The following is a 19,398-nucleotide window of genomic DNA, read 5'->3' as shown; positions in this document are numbered from 1 at the left end:
TTAGCCGCCAAACCCTAGCGTTTTTTCCTTGGATTCTCCCTTGCTTTTTTCCCCAGAAGAATTACCCGCCGACCGGCTTACGCTGTTCGTGGATGTGATTCTGCCCTTGCCCTTGCCGAAGCTTTACACCTACCGCGTGCCGTACGAAATGAACGACCAGGTTTTTGTGGGCGGCCGGGTAATTGTGCAGTTCGGGGCGAAAAAAGTACTAAGTTGCATTGTGGCCGCCGTGCACGAAAATCCGCCGGTGGGTTACCAGGCCAAGTACGTGATGGAAGTGATCGACGAGACGCCGGTAGTTACGCCGCCGCAGTTGCGCATTTTCACCTGGATGGCCGAATATTATATGTGTACGTTGGGCGAAGTGATCAATGCGGCCTTGCCAGCGGCTCTGAAATTAAGCTCGGAATCGCGTATCCAGCTGCACCCGGCTTACCAGGACGAAACAAACGAGTGGCCGCTTTCCGGTCCGGAAGAAGCTATTTTGTACGCCCTTTCCCAGAACCCTACGCTTACGTTTACCGAAGTTGGGAATTTGTTGCAGACCAGCCATTTTCACAAGTACATCAAATCGCTGCTGCTAAAGGAGATCATCATTATTTTCGAGGAAATTGCGGAGAAGTACAGCCCGAAAGTGGTGAAAAAAGTGCGCCTGAACCAGGAACTGGTAAACGAACCGGAATCGTTGGAACGGCTTTTCGATGAACTGGCTTCCAAACCGAAACAGGTGGATGTGCTGATGTATTATTTGCAGAAAGCGCCGGTGCACCAAGACCCCAACCTGAACTTCAAAGGCCTCGATAAAAACCTGCTGACTTCTAATCCGCGGCTTTCGCTTTCGGCTATTAATTCGTTGCTGAAAAAAGGCATTTTAGAGCAATTTGAGCAGATCGTTTCACGGTTTCCGGTCGATGATTCGGTGAAGCAGCTGGCGTTCCCGCTGTCGGAATACCAGCAAAATGCGCGCAACCAGGTTTTGAGTTTTTTTGCTGAAAAGGATACCGTTTTGCTGCACGGCATAACCGGTTCGGGCAAAACCGAAGTGTATATTGACCTCATTAAAAATGCACTGGAAGGCGGCGGACAGGTTTTGTATCTGCTGCCGGAAATTGCGTTAACTGCACAGATTGTAGGCCGCTTAATGAAAGTTTTCGGCGACCGGTTGGGCGTGTATCATTCGAAATTCTCGGATAATGAACGTGTGGAAGTCTGGAATGGCATTTTGAGCGGGCGTTTTCAGGTTGTGGTGGGCGTGCGTTCTTCCATTTTCCTGCCGTTTCACGATCTGTCGTTGATAATTGTTGACGAAGAACACGAATCGAGCTACAAGCAATACGACCCGGCGCCGCGCTACAACGCCCGCGAAGTAGCTTTGATGCTGGCTAATTTTCACGGCGCGAAAACGTTGCTTGGTTCGGCCACGCCTTCCGTGGAAAGTTTTTATAATGCGAAAAATGGTCGTTGGGGCTTAGTAACCATGAACCAGCGTTTCGGAACTGCCACGTTACCGGAAACCGAATTGGTAGATACGCGCGATGAGCAGAAACGTAAGAACATGCACAGCCACTTTTCAGCCAAGCTGCTGGAGGAAATTCAGGAACGGCTGAAGCGCGAAGAGCAGGTTATTTTGTTTCAGAACCGCCGTGGTTATGCGCCTTATATTAACTGCAACGATTGCGGCTGGATCCCAAAATGTAAAAGCTGTGCGGTTAGTTTGTCGTTCCATAAATTCAGCCACGAACTGCGTTGCCATTACTGCGGTTTCCACGAACGGATGCCTTATTCCTGCGTGGCCTGCGGTTCTACCGATCTAAAAACGGTAGGCTTTGGCACCGAAAAAATAGAAGACGAACTGAAAATTCTGCTGCCGGAAGCCAATATTCAGCGGATGGACCTGGACACGACCAAAAACAAAAACGCTTTCCACCAGATCATTTCCGATTTTGAAGCGAACCGCACCAATGTTTTGGTAGGAACACAAATGGTAACCAAAGGCCTGGATTTTGAGAACGTGAGCTTGGTAGGAATTATTAATGCTGATAGCATCATCAATTACCCAGATTTCAGGGCGCATGAGCGGGCTTACAGTATGTTTGTGCAGGTTTCAGGAAGAGCGGGTAGAAAAGGTAAGAAAGGCAAAGTAATAATCCAGACCGGAAATGTAGCACAACCGATCTTTCAGAAAGTAATAGAGAATGATTACCAAGCGCTTTATGAGCAGGAAATTGCGGAACGGCAGCTGCACGGTTTTCCGCCTTTCGTGAGACTGATCAAGATCACGGTAAAGCATTTAGATGAAAAAACGGCGGATGAAGGCGCTTTGCATTTGGCGGCTGAGTTGAAAAACCGATTGGTTGGTCCAGTGGTTTTGGGGCCAGAAACACCTTATATTTTCAAGATCCGGAATTATTTTCTGAACGAAATTCATATTAAACTGCCGCGCAACCATACGGCTGCCAAGGAAACGAAGAAGCAAATTATACAGGCGATTGAGCAAATAAAACAGCAGAAGGAATTTAAAAATTTGCGGGTCGTGGTAGATGTTGATCCGGCGTAAAAAAGAAAACCATCTCTCGGCCTTACCGGAGATGGTCCTCAATAACTACTACACAATGAAAATTCTTTATACTCTAATTTGACCCAACAGGATATATCGGACCATCGATTTCTACAAATTCTACGCGGGAATCGTTGCGGAACGCATTGGCCTGATTTACAGTGAGTGGGGCGGCAAATCCTTTGGTGTCTTCAAAAAAAGTGATGTCGAAATTGATGGCTCCGGCAATGCTGGTAGCTAAATTCTGCACGTCGGTTTCGGTATTTAAATTCGGCGTAGAGCCGTAAAAAGTAACAATATAAGCCGTATCGGCGGTTTGAGCGGCTGAAGCAGGCAAGTTCATTTGCGTTGGTTTATTAAATTTTTTTGCTTCCGCATTGGCCGTTGGCACGATGCTGTCCATTTCAGATTTTTCACAAGAGAACAGGAAAACCGACATCATTACCACTACCCACACCTGCGAAATTTGGAAAATCTTTTTCATAATAATTTATTAAATGATACTTAAAATGCTTTCTTAAAAATTGCACTGAAATTCGTCTTTCCTGCAATTTATAATCCTTTAACGCCCCTATTGGAGACTGCGTTTATAAATTTTAGAAGAACGTAATTGCACTTAGCGCCGCAAACTTTTATATAGAAATTTCCTGATCTTAGATGCTTCAGGTAAAAAACGCTACGCTTTCGGGCCAAAAAACTGATTTATTACACAATAGGCCGTAATTTTGGAAGCTTTTGAAATTGAAACCATGCTGCTACACCCCAAAGACCTGAAAATTGCCGATTACGTTTATGACCTGCCCGACGAAAGGATCGCGAAGTTTCCGTTGGCGCAACGCGACCAATCGAAATTGCTTTATTTTAAGCAGGGCGCAATAGCCGATCATACCTTTCAGGAAATTGCGGAATTGCTGCCGGAAAACAGTTTGCTGCTTTTCAACGACACCAAAGTGGTACAGGCGCGTTTGTTTTTCACTCGGCCAACCGGAAGCGTAATTGAAGTTTTCTGCCTGGAACCGGTGGCACCTACTTCGGAAATCCAGCAGGCGATGCAGCAAACCAGCAGTTGTGTGTGGCGCTGCATGGTTGGTAATGCGAAGAAATGGAAAGAGCCGGAACTGGAATTGCAGTTTACTTTTAACGGACAAAACGCTACCCTGAAGGCCGAAAAAACTGCCCAGGAAGCCGGAAGCTACCTCGTAAAATTCACTTGGGAACCGGCAGAACTGACTTTTGCAGAAGTATTGTCCGGAGCCGGAAATTTGCCCCTCCCCCCCTATTTTAAACGCGACGTGACCGAAGCCGACCAAAGCCGTTACCAGACCGTGTATGCGAAACAGGAAGGCGCCGTAGCGGCTCCTACGGCTGGTTTACACTTCACGCCCAAGGTTTTCGAAAAGCTTTCGGCAAAAGGCATTAAAACCGCTTATTTGACCTTGCACGTGGGCGCCGGTACTTTCAAACCGGTAAAAGCAGAAAAAATGGCCGACCACGATATGCACGCCGAACAGATCATCGTTTCGAAAGCCTTAATTGAACAATTGCTGGCGCATTTTCCGAATCCGGTAATTCCGGTGGGCACTACTTCTATGCGTACGCTGGAAAGCTTGTATTGGCTGGGCGTAAAATTGCTGCAAAATCCTGATCTTAAAATTTCGGAACTGGAAGTGAGCCAATGGCAGCCCTACGAAACCCAAAAAGCTTTTCCGGTTACTGTAACGCTGCAGGCCATCCTGACTTTTTTAGCCCAAAACGATACCGATTTTCTGCCGGCTTCTACGCAAATTATTATTGCGCCGGGCTATGATTTTAAAATTTGCGCTGGTTTAATTACCAATTTCCACCAGCCGGGCAGCACGCTTTTATTGTTGGTAGCCGCACTGGTTGGCGAAAACTGGAAAAATATCTATGCACACGCTTTAGCTAATAATTACCGCTTCCTGAGTTACGGCGATAGTTCGCTTTTAATGAAAGATTAAATTGGTAAATTGTTGAGCTGTAAAAAAACGGATTGTCATGTTGAGTGATAGCGAAACACCTTGTTGGCGATTTGCTGTACAGTTATTTCTGGCTTTCCAGCTGTCCGCCGATGAGGTCCTTCAGAGCTACGCTCGCAATCTTCGCGCTCCCGCGCTCAATTGTATTCAGGATGACACGACTTAAAAAAAGCCTTCACCGTAATCAATAATCATTAATCACTAAAAAAATGGATTGGATAAAGATCTTTGATTCGGAGGAGGAAGCTGCCCGGGAATTGCCATTAACCAAGGCGAAACAAATTGAGCTCAATGGCCGGAAAATTTGTCTGGCGCATACCAGAACCGGCTTTTATGCGGTGGCTGATGCCTGCCCACATTTAGGCGAAAGCCTGAGCAAAGGCACTACCAATTACCTGAACGAAGTGGTTTGTCCGTGGCATAGCTATCGTTATCATTTAATTTCCGGAGCAGAATGCAAAAACCGGACGCGCGACGCACAAACGTTTCCGGTAGAAAATCGTAGCGATGGTATTTACATTGGCATGCCGGAAAATAGCTGAAAAACGGTAGGCTTTTAGCTTGAAAAACTCAAAAGCAGATTAAAAATCGCTACTTTCGCAGGTAAATCCCGTTTGAAAATTCATTGCCCGATTTTCAAATCTCCAAACTCTCAAATCAGCAAAAAATGTCAGCAGCCAGCTTCGAATATATCCTTGAAAACGCTTTTGGACCGGAAGACGCGGTAACCAAAAAGATCAAACAGAAAAACCTGTACGAAAATTTTATTGCCGCCGAAGACAAACACCGCCAACGCACCAGCCAAGATTTCGACGAAAACCTGGCCTTTGCTTTTGAGCGGCTGCGGTTGGGAATTGGCGTGGCCCTGATCCAGGTTTTTGTGCGTTTATCAGAAAATCCGGAAAGCAAGCAGGTAACAGATCTGCTTTTAAAAGCGCTGGAAGCAAAATCGATTGAGGAAATTGATAAGATCATGCACGATGGCGTAGCTGCTTTCGACAATCTATATACCGATGTTTTTGTGAACAAAGACCGCGAAGCCATTCTGGAATTATTCGAAAAAAACCTGGAAGCAGAAAATAAAGCTCAATTAAACGGCGTGCTCCGCGAAGGCTTGGCCATGATCGATGACATTGACTGGGATCATCTCAGCGAATAAATTCTTCATCTGAAATTGCGATATTGAATAGAAGAACGCAGCAACAGTTTTAATCGCCTTTTTAAGCTGAAAACCCTAGCGTTTTTTAATTTCGGTTCTGAAATATTCCTGCATAATAAATAAAAAAAGCAGCCTGCGTTATTCTCAGGCTGCTTTTTTTATTGCGGCAAAGTCTATTTCGCTGAAAAGTTTTCCAATTGTTTAAAAACCGGTACAAGCGAAAGCCCTCTTTCAGTGAGATCGTATTCGATGTGCAGCGGTTTCTCTTTTACCACGGTTTTCTGCAACAGCCCGGCTTCTTCCAGTTCTTTTAAAGCCACCGCTACACTTTGTTTGTTAGAACTTGGCAACTGTCGCAAAAGTGTGTTGAAGCGTAACGGTCCTGCCAAAGCCAGGCGGTAAATTTCCGGTTTCCATTTGCCGGCCAGCAGTTTCAGCAGGTTGGTAGCCGGGCAGCTTTCCGGCTCCGAAAAATCGTTCAGGGTGGTCATATTTTTCTGACTAATTGACAAGCGTTCTTCTTTGCCCGACCTTTGTATTAAATAAATTACAACAGCTAAAAACCTTATAATGAGAATTTTAGTGGCTCAATCATTAACCGGAACAAAGAGGCAAGTTATTCATAAAACGCTTACGCTTATTCTTTTTAACCTTTTACTTACTAACTGTATGAACGCACAAACCAATAAAACCGACATAGTTGCCCAACATAATAACCCACTTTTATGCGACACAGCCGCTGGTTCCTGCGAAATTCCAGGTCTTGCAACCACCGAGAACGCTATAGCTGAACCCGTAAAAACCCGGAAACCGGTGCGCCTGGTGTATTTTACCGACCCGATCTGTTCTTCGTGCTGGGGAATTGAGCCGGAACTACGCAAGCTGAAACACGAATACGGCGAATACCTGGAAATTGAATACCACATGGGCGGCCTGCTGAAAAGCTGGGCTTCGTATGGTGGCCGTGATGTTTCCAATCCTACCGATGTGGCGCATCACTGGGACGAAGCAAGTGCTTACTACCAGGTTCCGATAGATGGTGACGTGTGGCTGGAAGACCCGTTGAGCTCTTCGTACCCGCCTTCCATTGCTTTTAAAGCCGCGCAGCTTCAGGACAAAGACAAAGCCGTAAATTTCCTGCGCCGCATGCGCGAAATGCTGTTCCTGGAAAAGAAGAACATCACGAAATGGAAACATTTGGAACACGCCGCTTCGCAGGTTGGCCTCGACCCGATCCAGTTATTAAATGATTACAGCAGCAAAGGTAAACAATTGTTTGAAGACGATCTGGCCCTGGCCCGTCAGTCAGGTGTGCGCGGTTTCCCCACCATTTTCTTCTACGATCAGGATAATAACCGCACGTTGGTTTACGGTTCCAAACCGTACGACAGCTACGAAAGCGTGGTGCAAAAACTGGTACCGAACAGCGTTAAAAAGCCGATCAATACCGACGGCGAAAACCTGTTTCGTTTATTCCCGACGCTGATGCTGAAAGAGTTTGCCGTACTGGGAAATTATTCGAAAGCAACTTCTGAAGCGAAATTACTGGAACTGGAAAAAGCCGGCAAGATCGAAAAATTCAACAGCAAAAACGGCGCGCTCTGGAAACGGAAGTAATTTGGTTTGCATGAGTTTCAGGCATTAAAAGCATAGCGTTTTCCAATTCTAAACCTTCAAAGGTTGCCGGCATTTACACTGGTCTATGGCTCTCTTCCCTTCACCGGTCTGTAGCGCACAGACCGGTGCATTGGTGCTGAAAGTAGTATAAAGGCAAACAGCAGTAGGTTGGTCTGTGCGCCACAAACCAAGGGAAAAGGGAAAGCCTAATTTTGGCTTGTTGTATTCTTGTAGAAAAGTTCCTACTAAAAACTCAACAAGGTCCTTCACTTTCGTTCAGGATGACAAAAAAAATGGTGCACCGAAACCAAAATTTCGGTGCACCATTTTTTGTTTAAATGCTTTCAGGATTACAAACCATATTCGGAGAGCAGATAGGTTAAGGCAGCCATGGAAGCGGCACCTAAAGCCAGTTCGCGCTGGTTTATTTTATCGAAAGTATCGGAAGCGGCGTGGTGTATTTCGAAGTAACGTTGTGAATCTGGTTCCAGGCCAATCAAGGCGGTTTCGTTGCTGTTCTTGGCTAAAGGACCGATATCTACGCCACCGTAACCGGCGCCAATATCGTGCAGGCCGTAAGGCTCCAATAAAGGCTTCCATTGCTGGATCTGGGAAACATGTTTGGGCAGGCCAGCAATACCAAAACCGCGCGGCGTAAAGCCACCTGCATCCGATTCGATGGCCGCAACGTGGTTTTCATTTTTCGTTTTAGCTTCTTCGGCATATTTAAAACCGCCGCGCACGCCGTTCTCTTCGTTCATGAACATAATAGCTCTGATAGTGCGTTTTGGTTTGATATTCAGTGTTTTCATGATGCGGAGCACTTCTATGGCTTGTACACAACCGGCACCATCGTCGTGCGAGCCGTCGCCTAAGTCCCAGCTATCTAAATGGCCGCCCACTACAATAATTTCATCGGAATTTTCGGAGCCTTTAATTTCGCCGATCACGTTATAAGATTTTGCATCGGGCAGGGTTTGCGGGTTTTGCTTTAAATAGAATTGCAGGCTGGGCTCGTCTTTTAAACGGTGGCTCAGCAATTCGGCGCCGTTGGTACTGATGGAGGCTGCCGGAATCTTGGTTACATTTTCATCGTAGCGCATCGCGCCGGTATGCGGAAAATCGTCGAGCGCCAGGTTCATGGAACGGACAATAACGGCAACGGCGCCAAATTTTGCAGCTTCTATCGCGCCACGGCTGCGTTGATCTACCGCGCCACTGTACGCGTGAAATGCGTTTACGTGCGAAGGCTCCATCGGGCGGTTGAAGAAAACGATCTTGCCGGCAACTTTATCTTTTCCCAGTTTCCCTACTTCTTCCAGGCTTTTTACTTCTATTACTTCGGCAGTAATGCCTTTTTTACCCGTTCCAACCGAGCCACCCAAGGCACAAACCGCAACTTCGACTTTTTTGCCTTTTTTCCCTACCATTTTTCCAACTTCCTTTTCGCCCCGAACCCAATGCGGCACCATCACTTCCTGCAAGTACACGCGGTCCAGCCCCATTTTATCCATTTCAGCTTTAGTCCAGTTCACCGCTTTTTCTGCTTCCGGAGAGCCGCTCAAACGTCCGCCGATCTTGTTGCTTAAATAGGCTAGCTGGTCGTAACTGGTGCGGTTGCGGAGGGCTTCATCGTAAATCTTCCGGATCACAAGACTATCGGAAGTAACCTGGGCCGATGCGGTTTGCATTGCGCCAAAAAGTGATATGGAAACGGCAAGGGTAAAAAATTTTCTCATGTATTCAATTTGAAAAAAACAGGTAGTAAAGGTAGCTATTTTTAGTTTTCAGAAATGGATAACATCTTAATTTATAACTGAAAAGCATCAACTATATTTTAAAGAATCAGGCCGCCAAAAACAGATGTTCAATTTGCACTTTAAGGTTTATTACCTGCTTTTTTATAAAAATTAAAATAAAATAATAGCACTTTAATAATACAAATTTAATATTCAGGCACTTGCGAAAAAGGCAGGCGTATAGTAAAACAGATACGCACATTCTTGTTAAACTAAAACGCTAAAGCTATGAAAAACTCTGTCTTAAGTACGTTCGCAATACTTACCATTTCTGCTTTTTCCCTTTCAGGTTGTTTCGATCTTACCTCTAACGCCACAGATGCAGAAGCCTCGTTAAAAGCCACTGTTTCTGATGCGAGCAATAACGAAATGCTTGCTTTGCCTTGTGGTTTCGATGACCGGGTTACGGTAGAAAAACATCAGAACCAGATCGGTCAGATCATGGCGTTGCCCAATGCTACCGAACCGGATGGCATTATGTATGTGATCACAATACCGGAACAAAACCGCCGGTTCTCAGCTTGCAACATGCCCCAATCGATCAAGAAAGACGGTATGAAAATTCAGTTCAGCGGCGATGTAAAGGAAATAAAACCCGAAGAACGCTGGTTAGCTACTCCTTATAAATTGAGTGCGTTAAAGATCATACAGTAAACCCATTACAATTATCCTTTCTATAAAAAAACGGCCGGAAAGTTATTCCGGCCGTTTTTATTTGAGCTTCCTACATCTGCTTTACTTTTGAATTTCCTCTTAAACCGACCAAATAAAATTATTCCCGGAAACTGACTTCTAAACTGACCTGAAAACCCGTTGTAATTTAGAGCAATTATTTATCTGCAATTGGCTGTTTTTCGTAAGGCTATATTACCGAAACTTAATGTTTGCTTATGAAACCGGGAGCCTTACTTTTTAAGCTGAAAACCATACCATTTCTGCTGTTCTTTTTCCTGATCTTTTCGGCTGTGCATGGCCAGGCTGTAGAAACCAATAAAGCCCGGAATTTATGGTGGGTGGTTGGCGGCGGCGGTCTGAGCACCCAGGGCGGTTCGGTAGGTTTTGGCTTATCGCATCAGTTCAGGCCACATATTTTAACCGCACGTTTCGTTCGCAATTACGATTTTGACGGTGGCGGCACGCAGGCCTGGGATGTTGGTGTACTTTACGGCCGCAGTTACAAAACCCGGAACGCCATGATCTCGGGTTCGGCTGGTTTAGGGTACGTGGGGCCGCCTTCCGATTTTGGTACGGTAGGTATTCCGCTGGAAAGCCAGATCTTCTGGACGCCAACGCGATACTTCGGCATCGGGGTTTATGCGTTTGGTAACCTGAACACGAAAGAGCCTTATGGCGGCGCACTTTTAGGGTTGCAATTCGGCCGGCTCACTTCGCATTACAAATACTGAAATTACTTATGCATGCTTAGCTGAAAACCAACCATGATGCGTGGTAATTCGGCAAAGTCGAACATGTTTTCGCCGTTGCCATCCGTAACCGTATAACCGGTATTGAAAAGATCGGACAAACGGTAAGAACCGTAGAAAACGTAGCGGTTAAAACCTACGCGCAGCAATGCCCCATAATTAAAATCTGAAACGTAGCGCAGGCCAGTTTCCCGCACTTTCACGTCTTTTACGCCAGCTAACCAACCGTTCGTTCCTAACAAGTCATCGTCTTCGTAAATGTGCACTTTCACGGGCATCCAGTTTCCGTAAGCGCCCATATCCACGAAATTGCCGACATAATTACCGCGTTTATCCCAGTTAAAGCGCTGGTAAACGTTTAAGCCGAAATTGGTAAACTTGAATTTTTCTTCGTCGAAAAGGAAAGAATTAGGCAGCGTTTTTCCTTCCTTTTGCTTCATGTAATACGTGATTGGGTTTACAGTTACATCAAAACCCAGTGCATAAACATTGCCTACTTTGTATTTAAAACGGTAGCCAAAAAGCCATTCGTGCGAATCTCCGTATTCCACGGCGCTGCCTTTATTTTCTGCCGGGCCGGCCACTAAGCCATAACCCACATACATGTGGCCAAAATATTTTTTATTCGGGCCGAATTTCTCTTCAACCGTATCTTTGGTAACGTCCTGAGCCAGCAATACTTTCTGGGCCGGAACATTTGTGATACAAGCAGCAAGCAATCCGAAAAACAGTATATATTTTTTCATAAAATTCTGAATCTGAAATTAATGTGCGTAAAAGCCGGTGTAACCTTTGTAGAAAACCCGGATAATGGAGCCCGGGCGGAGCGCTTCTAACTTTACAACTGCCACCTCCGGATCGTCCTGCACTTCAACTACGTAATAGCGATCTAAAAATCCTTTCGGGTTGGCAATGTGGTAATAGACATAATTGGCGGCTGGATTTTTGGCTTTTAACAGGTAAACACCATTTTTACCATGGCCAGTTGTATCGGTTAAAACAGGGCCGGTTGTATCGGGCATAAATTCGGTTTTTATCACGATTTTCACCTCCTCCTTGCCAGGTTCGAATTGCATGGTTGGTTTCAGATCCGTAGGTTTTCCGTTCAGTAAATTACCCGCCTGCGGCATACCAAAACCGTGTGCATAATCGAAATACGGATACAAGTCGCCTGATTTTTCAATTTCCCGGAAAAGCTGCATGTTGGTTAAAGCCCGGTTGCCCTGCCAGGCGCAAGCCGCAAAACCTGCCACCAACGGACTCGCAAACGAAGTTCCCTGCGTATTTTCAAAACCCTTCGGCCCTGCCCCAACCACAATGCCGAACGCACTTACATTTGGTTTCATGCGTTTATCGGCGGTTGGCCCGTAAGAGCTGAAATTCACATGAAATAAACTTTTCGGATCGATGCCGCCTACGGCTAATACACTGTCTGCGTCGGCGGGCGTGCCTAAGATCTTCCAGTCAGCGGTGCCGTCGTTTCCGTTGGCATTTACTACCAGAATACCTTTGCGGGCAGCTAAATTGGCAGCGCGGGCTACAAAAGCGTAGCGGCCATCCATTTGCTCCCGGAAATAACGGTCGTTGGTATAACCGAGCGAAGAATTGATAATGTCGGCGCCATTTTTATCGGCCCATTCCATAGCAGCCAGCCAGTTTTCTTCTTCCGAAAAACGCTCGGAATGCATGCGTTCGGTGCGGGCCAGCAAAAACTCAGCACCCGTTGCCAGACCAATATCATGGCCATTTAACCTACCGGCTATGCAGCTTAAAACCAGGGTTCCGTGCGTGGCGTAGCTGTAAACATATTCGTTTCGTTTTACAAAGTCCCAGGTTTTTATGAGCTGCTTTTCTTTGTATAAATGTTCGAAAGCAGCGGTATTATTCACTCCTTTAAAACCGGCATCTAAAATAGCAATTCTTATTCCTTTACCGTTCAGGCCTTTCTCTTTGAAAACGGCAGCGCCTAAACTCGCCGTCTGGTTTTGCAGAATTTCCAGCTCATCGGCCTTCAGCGTTACTTTATATTTCTCCGGAATTTCGGCCAGAATTGCCGGTTGCTGCTGAAACGGTATTATTTCGCGCACAAAATCCAGTTTCCGGAGTTGTTCAATTTGAGCAGGTTTAGCAAAACAGGCAATGGCGTTCAGCCAGCGACTTTCACCGGAAACAGAATCGGAAAGGGAAATTATCTGGTGCCGGTACTTTGCGTTGATCGGTTTATCGGTTTCGTCGAACAAAGGCAGATGCTGGCGCTGACGGCGTTCAATTGCTTTGGCATCGAAATACTGGTACGGATCGAAGGAAACGCCTTTTTTATCTTTCAGCACAACCCAGAATTTCTGCTGTGCCTGCACCGGGAGAAAACTGCTGAGGAAGAAAAAAAGTGATGCCGCAAAAATTGCACGGCGTAAAAAAATTGCGGAAGTAAAACTCATAAAAATGGCCGGTTACCTGAAAAATTGCAGTTTAATTTACCTGATCCGAAATAATTATACTGCCAAACCGAAATAAATTTTGTTCAAAATTGTATGCTTCAGACTTTTTGACCCTGAAAGCATAGCGTTTTTTGAAGGTTAGTTGTCTTTTACTTTCGGATTCAGTTTCACTTCGGGTTCCAGGTCCCATTCGTTGTTCATGAGGGCAATGGCGTGGCTGGCGGTCATATCGAACTGGCAGGGAACCACCGAAACGTAATTGTTGGCCAGCGCCCATTCATCGGTATCATCGCCTTTGTCGGAATTCACGAAAGAGCCCGTCATCCAGTAATATTTGCGGTTGTGCGGGTCAATGCGTTCATCGAATTCTTCCTGCCATTTGGCGCGCGCCTGGCGGCAGATCTTGATGCCTTTTAAAGCCTGCTTCGTTTTTTTCGGGAAATTCACATTCAGCGCCACACCCGGTAAAATGCCTTTTTTCAGGGCTTCGCGCACAATTTGCTCAATAAATTCTTCGGTGTGGCTGAAATCTGCGTCGTGCCCGAATTCGCATAACGAGAAACCGATTGCCGGTAAACCTTCTATGGCTGCCTCAATTGCCGCCGACATGGTGCCGGAATACAACACGCTGATGCTGGAATTTGAACCGTGATTGATGCCGCTTACTACCAGATCTGGTTTGCGGTCTTTTAAAACATGATGTTTGGCAAGTTTTACGCAATCGGCTGGCGTACCAGAACATTCCCAGGCTTCAATTTTATCGAAAGCCATTGACTTATCGAGGCGCAACGATTCGCCGATGGTAATAGCATGCCCCATGCCCGATTGCGGACTATTTGGCGCCACTACCACCACTTCACCGATTTTCTTCATCACTTTTACCAGCGTCCTGATTCCCGGAGCGGTAATACCATCGTCGTTCGAAACTAAAATAAGAGGTTTGGCCATGGGAAAATGCTATGGTTTTGAGCTGTAAAAGTAAAATTAATTGCCAGAGTTAACAAACTCGGGTTTGTTTGGTTTTCTGCACTAGCCAGTAATTGCCTTGAATTGAAACGGATATTTTAAGGTCGCAAAGAAAAAACTACCGGGCTTTAATCTGGTTTTAATCTTTAGAAGCCACCTTCGCAATTGGGTCAAAGTAAAGAACCGTTATGTACACACCATTGCTACAACGCATCCACCACTTGTTCAGGCAACATTCCGGTTTTTATTCCCAAGATGAGTTTTCAGCAACTGCCGTTACGCCGGAAGCACCGCTGGTCAGCAACATACCGGCCTTTATGCTCGATCTGGCCGAAACCGGCAGCGCGCTGGAACTTTCATATTTTCACCAAAACGTACCGCACACCGAAGCCCGCCGATTGCTACTGAAGGAACAAATGCCTTTGCTGGGTTTTCTGCCGGTGGAAGGGAAATTTACGCCCGTAGTGCTTTTGCCGAAAAAGGGAAATGTACTCGCGCACAGCATTGCTCCATCCGGAAATATCCTGCAAACCCTTACCGAAGCCACCGTACAGGATTTTTTGAGCAAGCTGGTAACCGAAAATACCGAAACCGGCCCGGAACTAACGCTTGCGCTCTGCTTTCCGCACCGGTCGTTGTACACACCGGAAAACACCCGAAAACCCGGACAAACCAAACCGCTTACCCGTTTCCTGCAACTGGTTGCTTCCGAAAAAAGCGCCATTGGTTACCTGTATATTTACGCGGTGCTCATGGGCCTGATCAGTTTGTCGCTGCCGCTGGGAATTCAAAGTATTGTGAGTTTTATTGCTACAGGCCAGGTTTCGGCTTCGGTGGTTTTGCTGATTTCCCTGCTGATTCTGGGTATTCTGATAACAGGCGGATTGCAGGTTATGCAGCTCTGGCTCGTAGAATTCATTCAGCAACGCATTTTTGCCAAAACCGCCTTTGAATTTGCCTTCCGCATTCCGCGCCTGAAACTGGAATATTTGCGCCAGTATTATCCGCCGGAACTCGTAAACCGTTTTTTCGATACCATTTCGTTGCAGAAAGGCTTTGCCAAGATCCTGGTCGATTTTTCTACGGCGGTAATTCAGATAGTTTTTGGCCTGATTTTGCTATCGTTTTACCACCCGTATTTTATTTTCCTGGGCATAATTCTGATCTTCGTGCTGGGCTTAATTCTGCGCATTACCGGCCCGAAAGGCATCAAAAGCAGCCTTTCCGAATCGAAATACAAATACAAGCTGGTGAACTGGCTCGAAGAAGTGGCCCGCACGCAAAGTACGTTCCGGCTTTCGGGTTACTCTAATCTGCCTTTAGATAAAGCCAACGGCTTCGTGAACAATTACCTGCATGCCCGCCGGCAACACTTCGGCGTACTCATGACCCAGTATTTCAGTTTTGTGGGTTTTAAAACCTTTATTACCGGCAGCCTTTTAATTCTGGGTTGCGTGCTGGTAATTCAGCAGGAAATAAACATCGGGCAGTTTGTGGCTTCAGAAATTATCATCATCCTGATCATGACGGCGGTGGAAAAGATCATTATTAAGCTGGAAAACGTGTACGATGTACTGACCAGCCTCGATAAAATTGGCATTGTTACCGACCTGCCCATCGAAAATGCTTCGGGCTTTAAACTGGAGCCGCTGCAGGGCCAAAACGGTATGCTGGTAGCCGTAAAAAGTCTGAAATTCGGTTATCCGGAAGGTAAAAAACCGGTGCTCAAAGATGTAAGCTTTACCCTGCAGCCCGGCGAACGGGTTTGCCTGGCCGGCGCCAACGATTCCGGAAAAACCACCTTGCTGCACCTGCTTCTGGGACTATACTCTTCCTACGAAGGCAGCATTGCCTACAACCATCTGCCGTTGCGCAACCTGAACAAAGCCAACCTGCGCCGCCACATCGGCGATAACCTTTCGCACGAACAATTATTTGACGGCACGCTGCTCGAGAACTTAACGCTGGGAAGGCAGGTACCCGTAAAAGATGTGCTCTGGGCGCTGGAAAACGCTGGTCTACAAAATTTTATGGAACAATCTGCAGATGGCCTGAACACCTATTTAAGCGCCGGCAGTTACCAGTTGCCGCAGTCGCTGGCCCGGAAATTAATTGTAGCCCGGAGCCTGGTTTTACGCCCCAAATTCCTGATCCTGGACGAACTGATCACCGGCTTCGACAAACACGAAAAAGACCGTTTGCTGAATTTGCTGCTTTCGCCGGAACGCTCCTGGACCCTACTGCTCATTTCCAACGACCCCGAAGTAATGAAACGCTGCGACCGCGTGCTGCTGCTTACCAAAGGCACCGTTTCCGCCGAAGGCACCTTCAGCCAGATCAGCGAAAATAAATTGTTTCAGGAATTAATTGGAAAACCGCTAAGCTGATGAAACTTACAGAAAAAGAAAATGCGCCTATCCGCGGTTTTCAGGCTTTGGAACTGGCCCGCACACCCCGCTGGGGCAAAACCCTGGCGCTTTGGTGTGCCGGTATTTTCGGCTTGCTCTTCCTGCTGCTATTCCTTCCCTGGACCCAGAATATCAATTCCTACGGCACCGTAACCACTCTACGCCCCGAAGAACGCCCGCAAACCATTAACAGCACCATTGCCGGTCGCATCGAAAAATGGCACGTGCGCGAAGGCCAGCTCGTAGAAAAAGGTGACACCATTGTAAGCCTTACCGAAGTGAAAGAAAAATACATGGACCCTGCTTTGCTGAACCGGCTTCGGGAACAACTTTCCGCCAAAGAAAAAGCGCTGGAAGCCACAGATCAGAAAGCAGCTGACATGGGCCGCCAACTGGAAGCCTTGCGCCAGGGTTTGCAGGTTAGCCTGAACAAAGCCCGCAACAAAGTGCAGCAAACCCGCTTAAAAGTGCAAAGCGACAGTGCCGACGTAATTGCCATGCGCAACGAAGTACAGATTGCCGCTGCCCGCCTCGAGCGCCAGGAAACGCTATACCGGCAGGGCTTAAAATCGCTGACGGAAGTAGAATCTGCCCAGCTGAAGCAACAGGAAACCCAAGCCAAGCTCGTTTCCACGCAAAACAAACTGGGTACTTCACGGAACGAACTCATAAATTCCCGCCTGGAACTCAGTAGTTTGCAAGCCGAATACGCCGATAAAATTGCCAAAGCTGAAGCCGAACAGAATGCCACCCGTTCCTACGCTTTCAGCACTGCCTCCGATATTGCCAAAGCGCAAAGCGAATTAAGCAGCACAGCTGTAAGAAGTTCTTTCTACCAGATCACGGCGCCGCAGCGGGGCTACGTGGTAAAAACCCTGAAAGCCGGTATTGGCGAGATCATAAAAGAAGCTGAAGCACTGGCAACCATCGTTCCTGCCCAACCGCATTTAGCCGCCGAATTGTATGTAAATCCACTGGATTTGCCGCTGTTAAGTATTGGCCAATCCGTAAGGTTACAGTTCGAAGGCTGGCCTACGCTGGTTTTTTCTGGCTGGCCAACAGTGAGCACCGGTACCTTTGCGGGCAAAGTAGCCGTAATAGATAACCTCGATACGCAAGGCAAATACCGCATTCTGGTTACGCCCGATCCGGAAAAAGAAGCATGGCCGGTAGCTTTGCGCGTGGGCTCGGGAGTTTACGGCTGGGCGCTTTTGGGCAATGTGCCGGTCTGGTACGAGATCTGGCGGCAGCTGAACGGTTTCCCGGCAGACTTCCCGCGTAACGGTCCGCAAACCGACCCTTACAAAGAAAAACTAAAGCCTAAAAAAGACGAAGAAGCAAAGGATGATGAAAAATAAAAAGGCATATCTGCTCCTTGCATTTGTCTGGTCTTTGCTGTTTTTCAGGGCAGAAAACGGTAGGGCGCAGGCCTCAGAAACTGCTTTGGTTTTTACCCTCGATGCTTTTTTTGATCAGATCATGCGCCACCACCCGGTTGCCCGGCAGGCCGCGCTTTTACCCGAACAGGCCCGCCAGGAAATACGCATCGCCCGCGGAAACTTCGACCCGAGCCTTAGCAGTTACTACAACAATAAGGAATACACCGGCAAAGAATACTACCAACTCTGGGACAGCAACCTGAAAATACCAACCTGGTTCGGAACGGAAATAAAAGCCGGATTTGAAGACAACAGCGGCCAGTACCTCAACCCACAGAATTACGTTCCGAAAGAAGGTTTGCTTTATGCCGGGCTTTCGGTGCCAATTGGCCAGGGTTTGCTCATTGACCAGCGACGGGCTACGTTGCGGCAGGCGCAACTGACGCAAGGCATGCTGGAAGCCGAACGCATCAAAACCATAAACAAACTGCTGCTACAAGCTTCAAAAGATTACTGGGACTGGTTTTTTGCCTACCAGCAGCGGAATTTGTACGCCCGGGGTTTAGACTTTGCCCGCACCCGATTAAAAGCCGTAACCGAACGCGCCCAAACCGGCGATCTGGCGGCCATCGATACCGTAGAAGCATCCATAGAAGCCCGGAAACGGGAAATTATGTTTCAGGAAGCGGAAGTAGCTTTACAGAATGCGCGGCTGCTGGTTTCCAACCATTTGTGGCGCGAAAATTTAGTACCAGCCGAGCTACCCGAAAATGCGCTGCCCGCCGACCTGGGCAGCACCCTTACACCCTTGGCGCCTGATTCGCTGCAGCGCCTCATGCAACTGGCCCAGAACCAGCATCCCGACCTGCTAAAACTTCAAGCCAAAAGCGAGCAACTGGAATTCGACAGAAAACTGGCCGCGGATAAATTCAAACCAAAACTGAATGCCGAATATTACGCGCTCCGACGTCGCCTCACCGATAATCCGGAAATGTTCAGCAACGGCTACCTGCTGGATAATTACAAATTCGGACTGAATTTCAGTTACCCGCTTTTGTTGCGGGCCGAGCGTGGCAAATACCAGCTTACCAAACTAAAACTGCAGGATAATTTACTGGAAACCCAGCAAACGCGCCGCGAAGTACAAAACCAGGTGCTGGCCGCTTACAACCAATGGCAGTTGCTGGAGCAACAGATCAGACAGCAGGAACAGCTCGTAAACCAATCGCAGCAACTGCGCGACGCCGAAGAAACCCGTTTTGCCGCCGGGGAAAGCTCGCTTTTCTTTACCAATTCGCGGGAAATGAGTTTGCTGGCCAACGAAGTAAAACTGTATGAACTGAAAGCCAAATACGCCAAAAACAAGATCTTCCTGCTTTGGGCGGCTGGTAAGGTTTGGTATTAAAATTGCAAAAAAACGGTAGGGTTTCGTGGTGAAAAAGTCATTACCGTCCATTTTAAACTTCTGCCCGAAGGCTCTTCCGGACATCTTTGTCCGGAACAGCAATAAAAGAACAACAGTTAAAAATTTCCAATAAAACTGAGACTGTAAAAACGATAGGGTTTCGAGGTGAAAAAGTGAACGGAGCAGGGCAACAGCAAACAAACCAGCCGGCCAGATATGCGTACTTTCAATTTATGAGGGTGCTAATTC

16 protein-coding genes are annotated in these 19,398 nt (G+C 47.1%); 10 read left to right on the top strand and 6 right to left on the bottom strand.

Features of this window, described 5'->3' with window-relative positions; translation table 11 throughout:
- Positions 1–40 precede the first annotated feature (40 nt).
- Positions 41–2,557: a replication restart helicase PriA gene (gene priA / locus ACFPIB_RS03610; protein ID WP_378016064.1), complete on the top strand. Its 2,517-nt coding sequence runs from the start codon at positions 41–43 to the stop codon at positions 2,555–2,557.
- Positions 2,558–2,630: 73 nt separating this feature from the next.
- Here priA and ACFPIB_RS03605 read toward each other — a convergent pair whose 3' ends face one another.
- Positions 2,631–3,041, bottom strand: a complete 411-nt coding sequence (locus ACFPIB_RS03605) for a hypothetical protein (RefSeq protein WP_378016063.1) — start codon at positions 3,039–3,041, stop codon at positions 2,631–2,633.
- A 265-nt stretch (positions 3,042–3,306) separates the two neighbouring features.
- Between ACFPIB_RS03605 and ACFPIB_RS03600 the strand changes: the two genes are divergently transcribed.
- The 3 genes from ACFPIB_RS03600 to ACFPIB_RS03590 all read left to right on the top strand — a co-directional run bounded on the left by ACFPIB_RS03600 (position 3,307) and on the right by ACFPIB_RS03590 (position 5,713).
- The gene (locus tag ACFPIB_RS03600) at positions 3,307–4,536 is read left to right on the top strand and encodes an S-adenosylmethionine:tRNA ribosyltransferase-isomerase (protein WP_378016062.1); all 1,230 of its coding nucleotides are present in this window, start codon (positions 3,307–3,309) and stop codon (positions 4,534–4,536) included.
- A 227-nt stretch (positions 4,537–4,763) separates the two neighbouring features.
- Entirely contained in the window at positions 4,764–5,096 is a 333-nt protein-coding gene (locus ACFPIB_RS03595) for a Rieske (2Fe-2S) protein (protein ID WP_378016061.1), read from the top strand.
- Between the two features lie 125 nt (positions 5,097–5,221).
- Positions 5,222–5,713 (top strand): hypothetical protein, encoded by a 492-nt coding sequence (locus ACFPIB_RS03590; protein ID WP_378016060.1) that lies wholly within the window; start codon positions 5,222–5,224, stop codon positions 5,711–5,713.
- 173 nt (positions 5,714–5,886) lie between these two features.
- On the opposite strand, the gene ACFPIB_RS03585 is transcribed toward ACFPIB_RS03590, so the two are convergent.
- Entirely contained in the window at positions 5,887–6,204 is a 318-nt protein-coding gene (locus ACFPIB_RS03585; RefSeq protein ID WP_378016059.1) for a winged helix-turn-helix transcriptional regulator, read from the bottom strand.
- A 178-nt stretch (positions 6,205–6,382) separates the two neighbouring features.
- Between ACFPIB_RS03585 and ACFPIB_RS03580 the strand changes: the two genes are divergently transcribed.
- The gene (locus ACFPIB_RS03580) at positions 6,383–7,330 is read left to right on the top strand and encodes a ClpXP adapter SpxH family protein (RefSeq protein ID WP_378016058.1); all 948 of its coding nucleotides are present in this window, start codon (positions 6,383–6,385) and stop codon (positions 7,328–7,330) included.
- A 350-nt stretch (positions 7,331–7,680) separates the two neighbouring features.
- Here ACFPIB_RS03580 and ACFPIB_RS03575 read toward each other — a convergent pair whose 3' ends face one another.
- The gene (locus tag ACFPIB_RS03575; protein ID WP_378016057.1) at positions 7,681–9,069 is read right to left on the bottom strand and encodes a M20/M25/M40 family metallo-hydrolase; all 1,389 of its coding nucleotides are present in this window, start codon (positions 9,067–9,069) and stop codon (positions 7,681–7,683) included.
- A gap of 288 nt (positions 9,070–9,357) precedes the next feature.
- Between ACFPIB_RS03575 and ACFPIB_RS03570 the strand changes: the two genes are divergently transcribed.
- Both ACFPIB_RS03570 and ACFPIB_RS03565 read left to right on the top strand, forming a co-directional pair.
- Positions 9,358–9,783, top strand: a complete 426-nt coding sequence (locus ACFPIB_RS03570) for a hypothetical protein (protein WP_378016056.1) — start codon at positions 9,358–9,360, stop codon at positions 9,781–9,783.
- Between the two features lie 236 nt (positions 9,784–10,019).
- Positions 10,020–10,535 (top strand): hypothetical protein, encoded by a 516-nt coding sequence (locus ACFPIB_RS03565; protein WP_378016055.1) that lies wholly within the window; start codon positions 10,020–10,022, stop codon positions 10,533–10,535.
- A 2-nt stretch (positions 10,536–10,537) separates the two neighbouring features.
- Here the strand turns inward: ACFPIB_RS03565 and ACFPIB_RS03560 are convergent, their stop codons facing one another.
- The 3 genes from ACFPIB_RS03560 to surE all read right to left on the bottom strand — a co-directional run bounded on the left by ACFPIB_RS03560 (position 10,538) and on the right by surE (position 13,939).
- Complete coding sequence (locus ACFPIB_RS03560; RefSeq protein ID WP_378016054.1) at positions 10,538–11,299, bottom strand: hypothetical protein; 762 nt, start codon at positions 11,297–11,299, stop codon at positions 10,538–10,540.
- Between the two features lie 18 nt (positions 11,300–11,317).
- Entirely contained in the window at positions 11,318–12,991 is a 1,674-nt protein-coding gene (locus ACFPIB_RS03555; RefSeq protein WP_378016053.1) for a S8 family serine peptidase, read from the bottom strand.
- A gap of 138 nt (positions 12,992–13,129) precedes the next feature.
- Entirely contained in the window at positions 13,130–13,939 is an 810-nt protein-coding gene (surE, locus tag ACFPIB_RS03550; protein WP_378016052.1) for a 5'/3'-nucleotidase SurE, read from the bottom strand.
- A gap of 206 nt (positions 13,940–14,145) precedes the next feature.
- On the opposite strand from surE, the gene ACFPIB_RS03545 reads away from it, so the two are divergent.
- From ACFPIB_RS03545 to ACFPIB_RS03535, 3 genes are read left to right on the top strand one after another with little or no spacing between them, the layout of a single operon-like run.
- Positions 14,146–16,344 carry a peptidase domain-containing ABC transporter gene (locus ACFPIB_RS03545; protein WP_378016051.1) on the top strand — a complete coding sequence of 733 codons (2,199 nt, stop codon included), beginning with the start codon at positions 14,146–14,148 and terminating at the stop codon, positions 16,342–16,344.
- Positions 16,344–17,723 (top strand): HlyD family secretion protein, encoded by a 1,380-nt coding sequence (locus ACFPIB_RS03540; protein WP_378016050.1) that lies wholly within the window; start codon positions 16,344–16,346, stop codon positions 17,721–17,723. Before ACFPIB_RS03545 ends, ACFPIB_RS03540 begins: the two co-directional genes overlap by 1 nt.
- Positions 17,710–19,149, top strand: coding sequence for a TolC family protein (locus ACFPIB_RS03535; protein WP_378016049.1), 1,440 nt, complete (start codon positions 17,710–17,712; stop codon positions 19,147–19,149). Before ACFPIB_RS03540 ends, ACFPIB_RS03535 begins: the two co-directional genes overlap by 14 nt.
- Positions 19,150–19,398: the final 249 nt, after the last annotated feature.

This window comes from Adhaeribacter terreus, from assembly GCF_042657365.1.
GTDB lineage: Bacteria > Bacteroidota > Bacteroidia > Cytophagales > Hymenobacteraceae > Adhaeribacter_A > Adhaeribacter_A terreus.
Note: the sequence above shows the minus strand (reverse complement) of the source record. Positions and strands in the feature narration are given on the sequence as shown.

Excerpts from the sequence above, each read along its gene's own strand:
- ACFPIB_RS03590 (WP_378016060.1), top strand. The coding sequence starts at position 5,222 with ATGTCAGCAGCCAGCTTCGAATATATCCTTGAAAACGCTTTTGGACCG.
- ACFPIB_RS03555 (WP_378016053.1), bottom strand. The coding sequence starts at position 12,991 with ATGAGTTTTACTTCCGCAATTTTTTTACGCCGTGCAATTTTTGCGGCA.
- ACFPIB_RS03535 (WP_378016049.1), top strand. The coding sequence starts at position 17,710 with ATGATGAAAAATAAAAAGGCATATCTGCTCCTTGCATTTGTCTGGTCT.
- ACFPIB_RS03540 (WP_378016050.1), top strand. The coding sequence starts at position 16,344 with ATGAAACTTACAGAAAAAGAAAATGCGCCTATCCGCGGTTTTCAGGCT.
- ACFPIB_RS03600 (WP_378016062.1), top strand. The coding sequence starts at position 3,307 with ATGCTGCTACACCCCAAAGACCTGAAAATTGCCGATTACGTTTATGAC.
- ACFPIB_RS03585 (WP_378016059.1), bottom strand. The coding sequence starts at position 6,204 with ATGACCACCCTGAACGATTTTTCGGAGCCGGAAAGCTGCCCGGCTACC.
- ACFPIB_RS03545 (WP_378016051.1), top strand. The coding sequence starts at position 14,146 with ATGTACACACCATTGCTACAACGCATCCACCACTTGTTCAGGCAACAT.
- ACFPIB_RS03575 (WP_378016057.1), bottom strand. The coding sequence starts at position 9,069 with ATGAGAAAATTTTTTACCCTTGCCGTTTCCATATCACTTTTTGGCGCA.
- ACFPIB_RS03580 (WP_378016058.1), top strand. The coding sequence starts at position 6,383 with ATGAACGCACAAACCAATAAAACCGACATAGTTGCCCAACATAATAAC.
- ACFPIB_RS03605 (WP_378016063.1), bottom strand. The coding sequence starts at position 3,041 with ATGAAAAAGATTTTCCAAATTTCGCAGGTGTGGGTAGTGGTAATGATG.
- ACFPIB_RS03565 (WP_378016055.1), top strand. The coding sequence starts at position 10,020 with ATGAAACCGGGAGCCTTACTTTTTAAGCTGAAAACCATACCATTTCTG.
- ACFPIB_RS03570 (WP_378016056.1), top strand. The coding sequence starts at position 9,358 with ATGAAAAACTCTGTCTTAAGTACGTTCGCAATACTTACCATTTCTGCT.
- ACFPIB_RS03595 (WP_378016061.1), top strand. The coding sequence starts at position 4,764 with ATGGATTGGATAAAGATCTTTGATTCGGAGGAGGAAGCTGCCCGGGAA.
- surE (WP_378016052.1), bottom strand. The coding sequence starts at position 13,939 with ATGGCCAAACCTCTTATTTTAGTTTCGAACGACGATGGTATTACCGCT.
- ACFPIB_RS03560 (WP_378016054.1), bottom strand. The coding sequence starts at position 11,299 with ATGAAAAAATATATACTGTTTTTCGGATTGCTTGCTGCTTGTATCACA.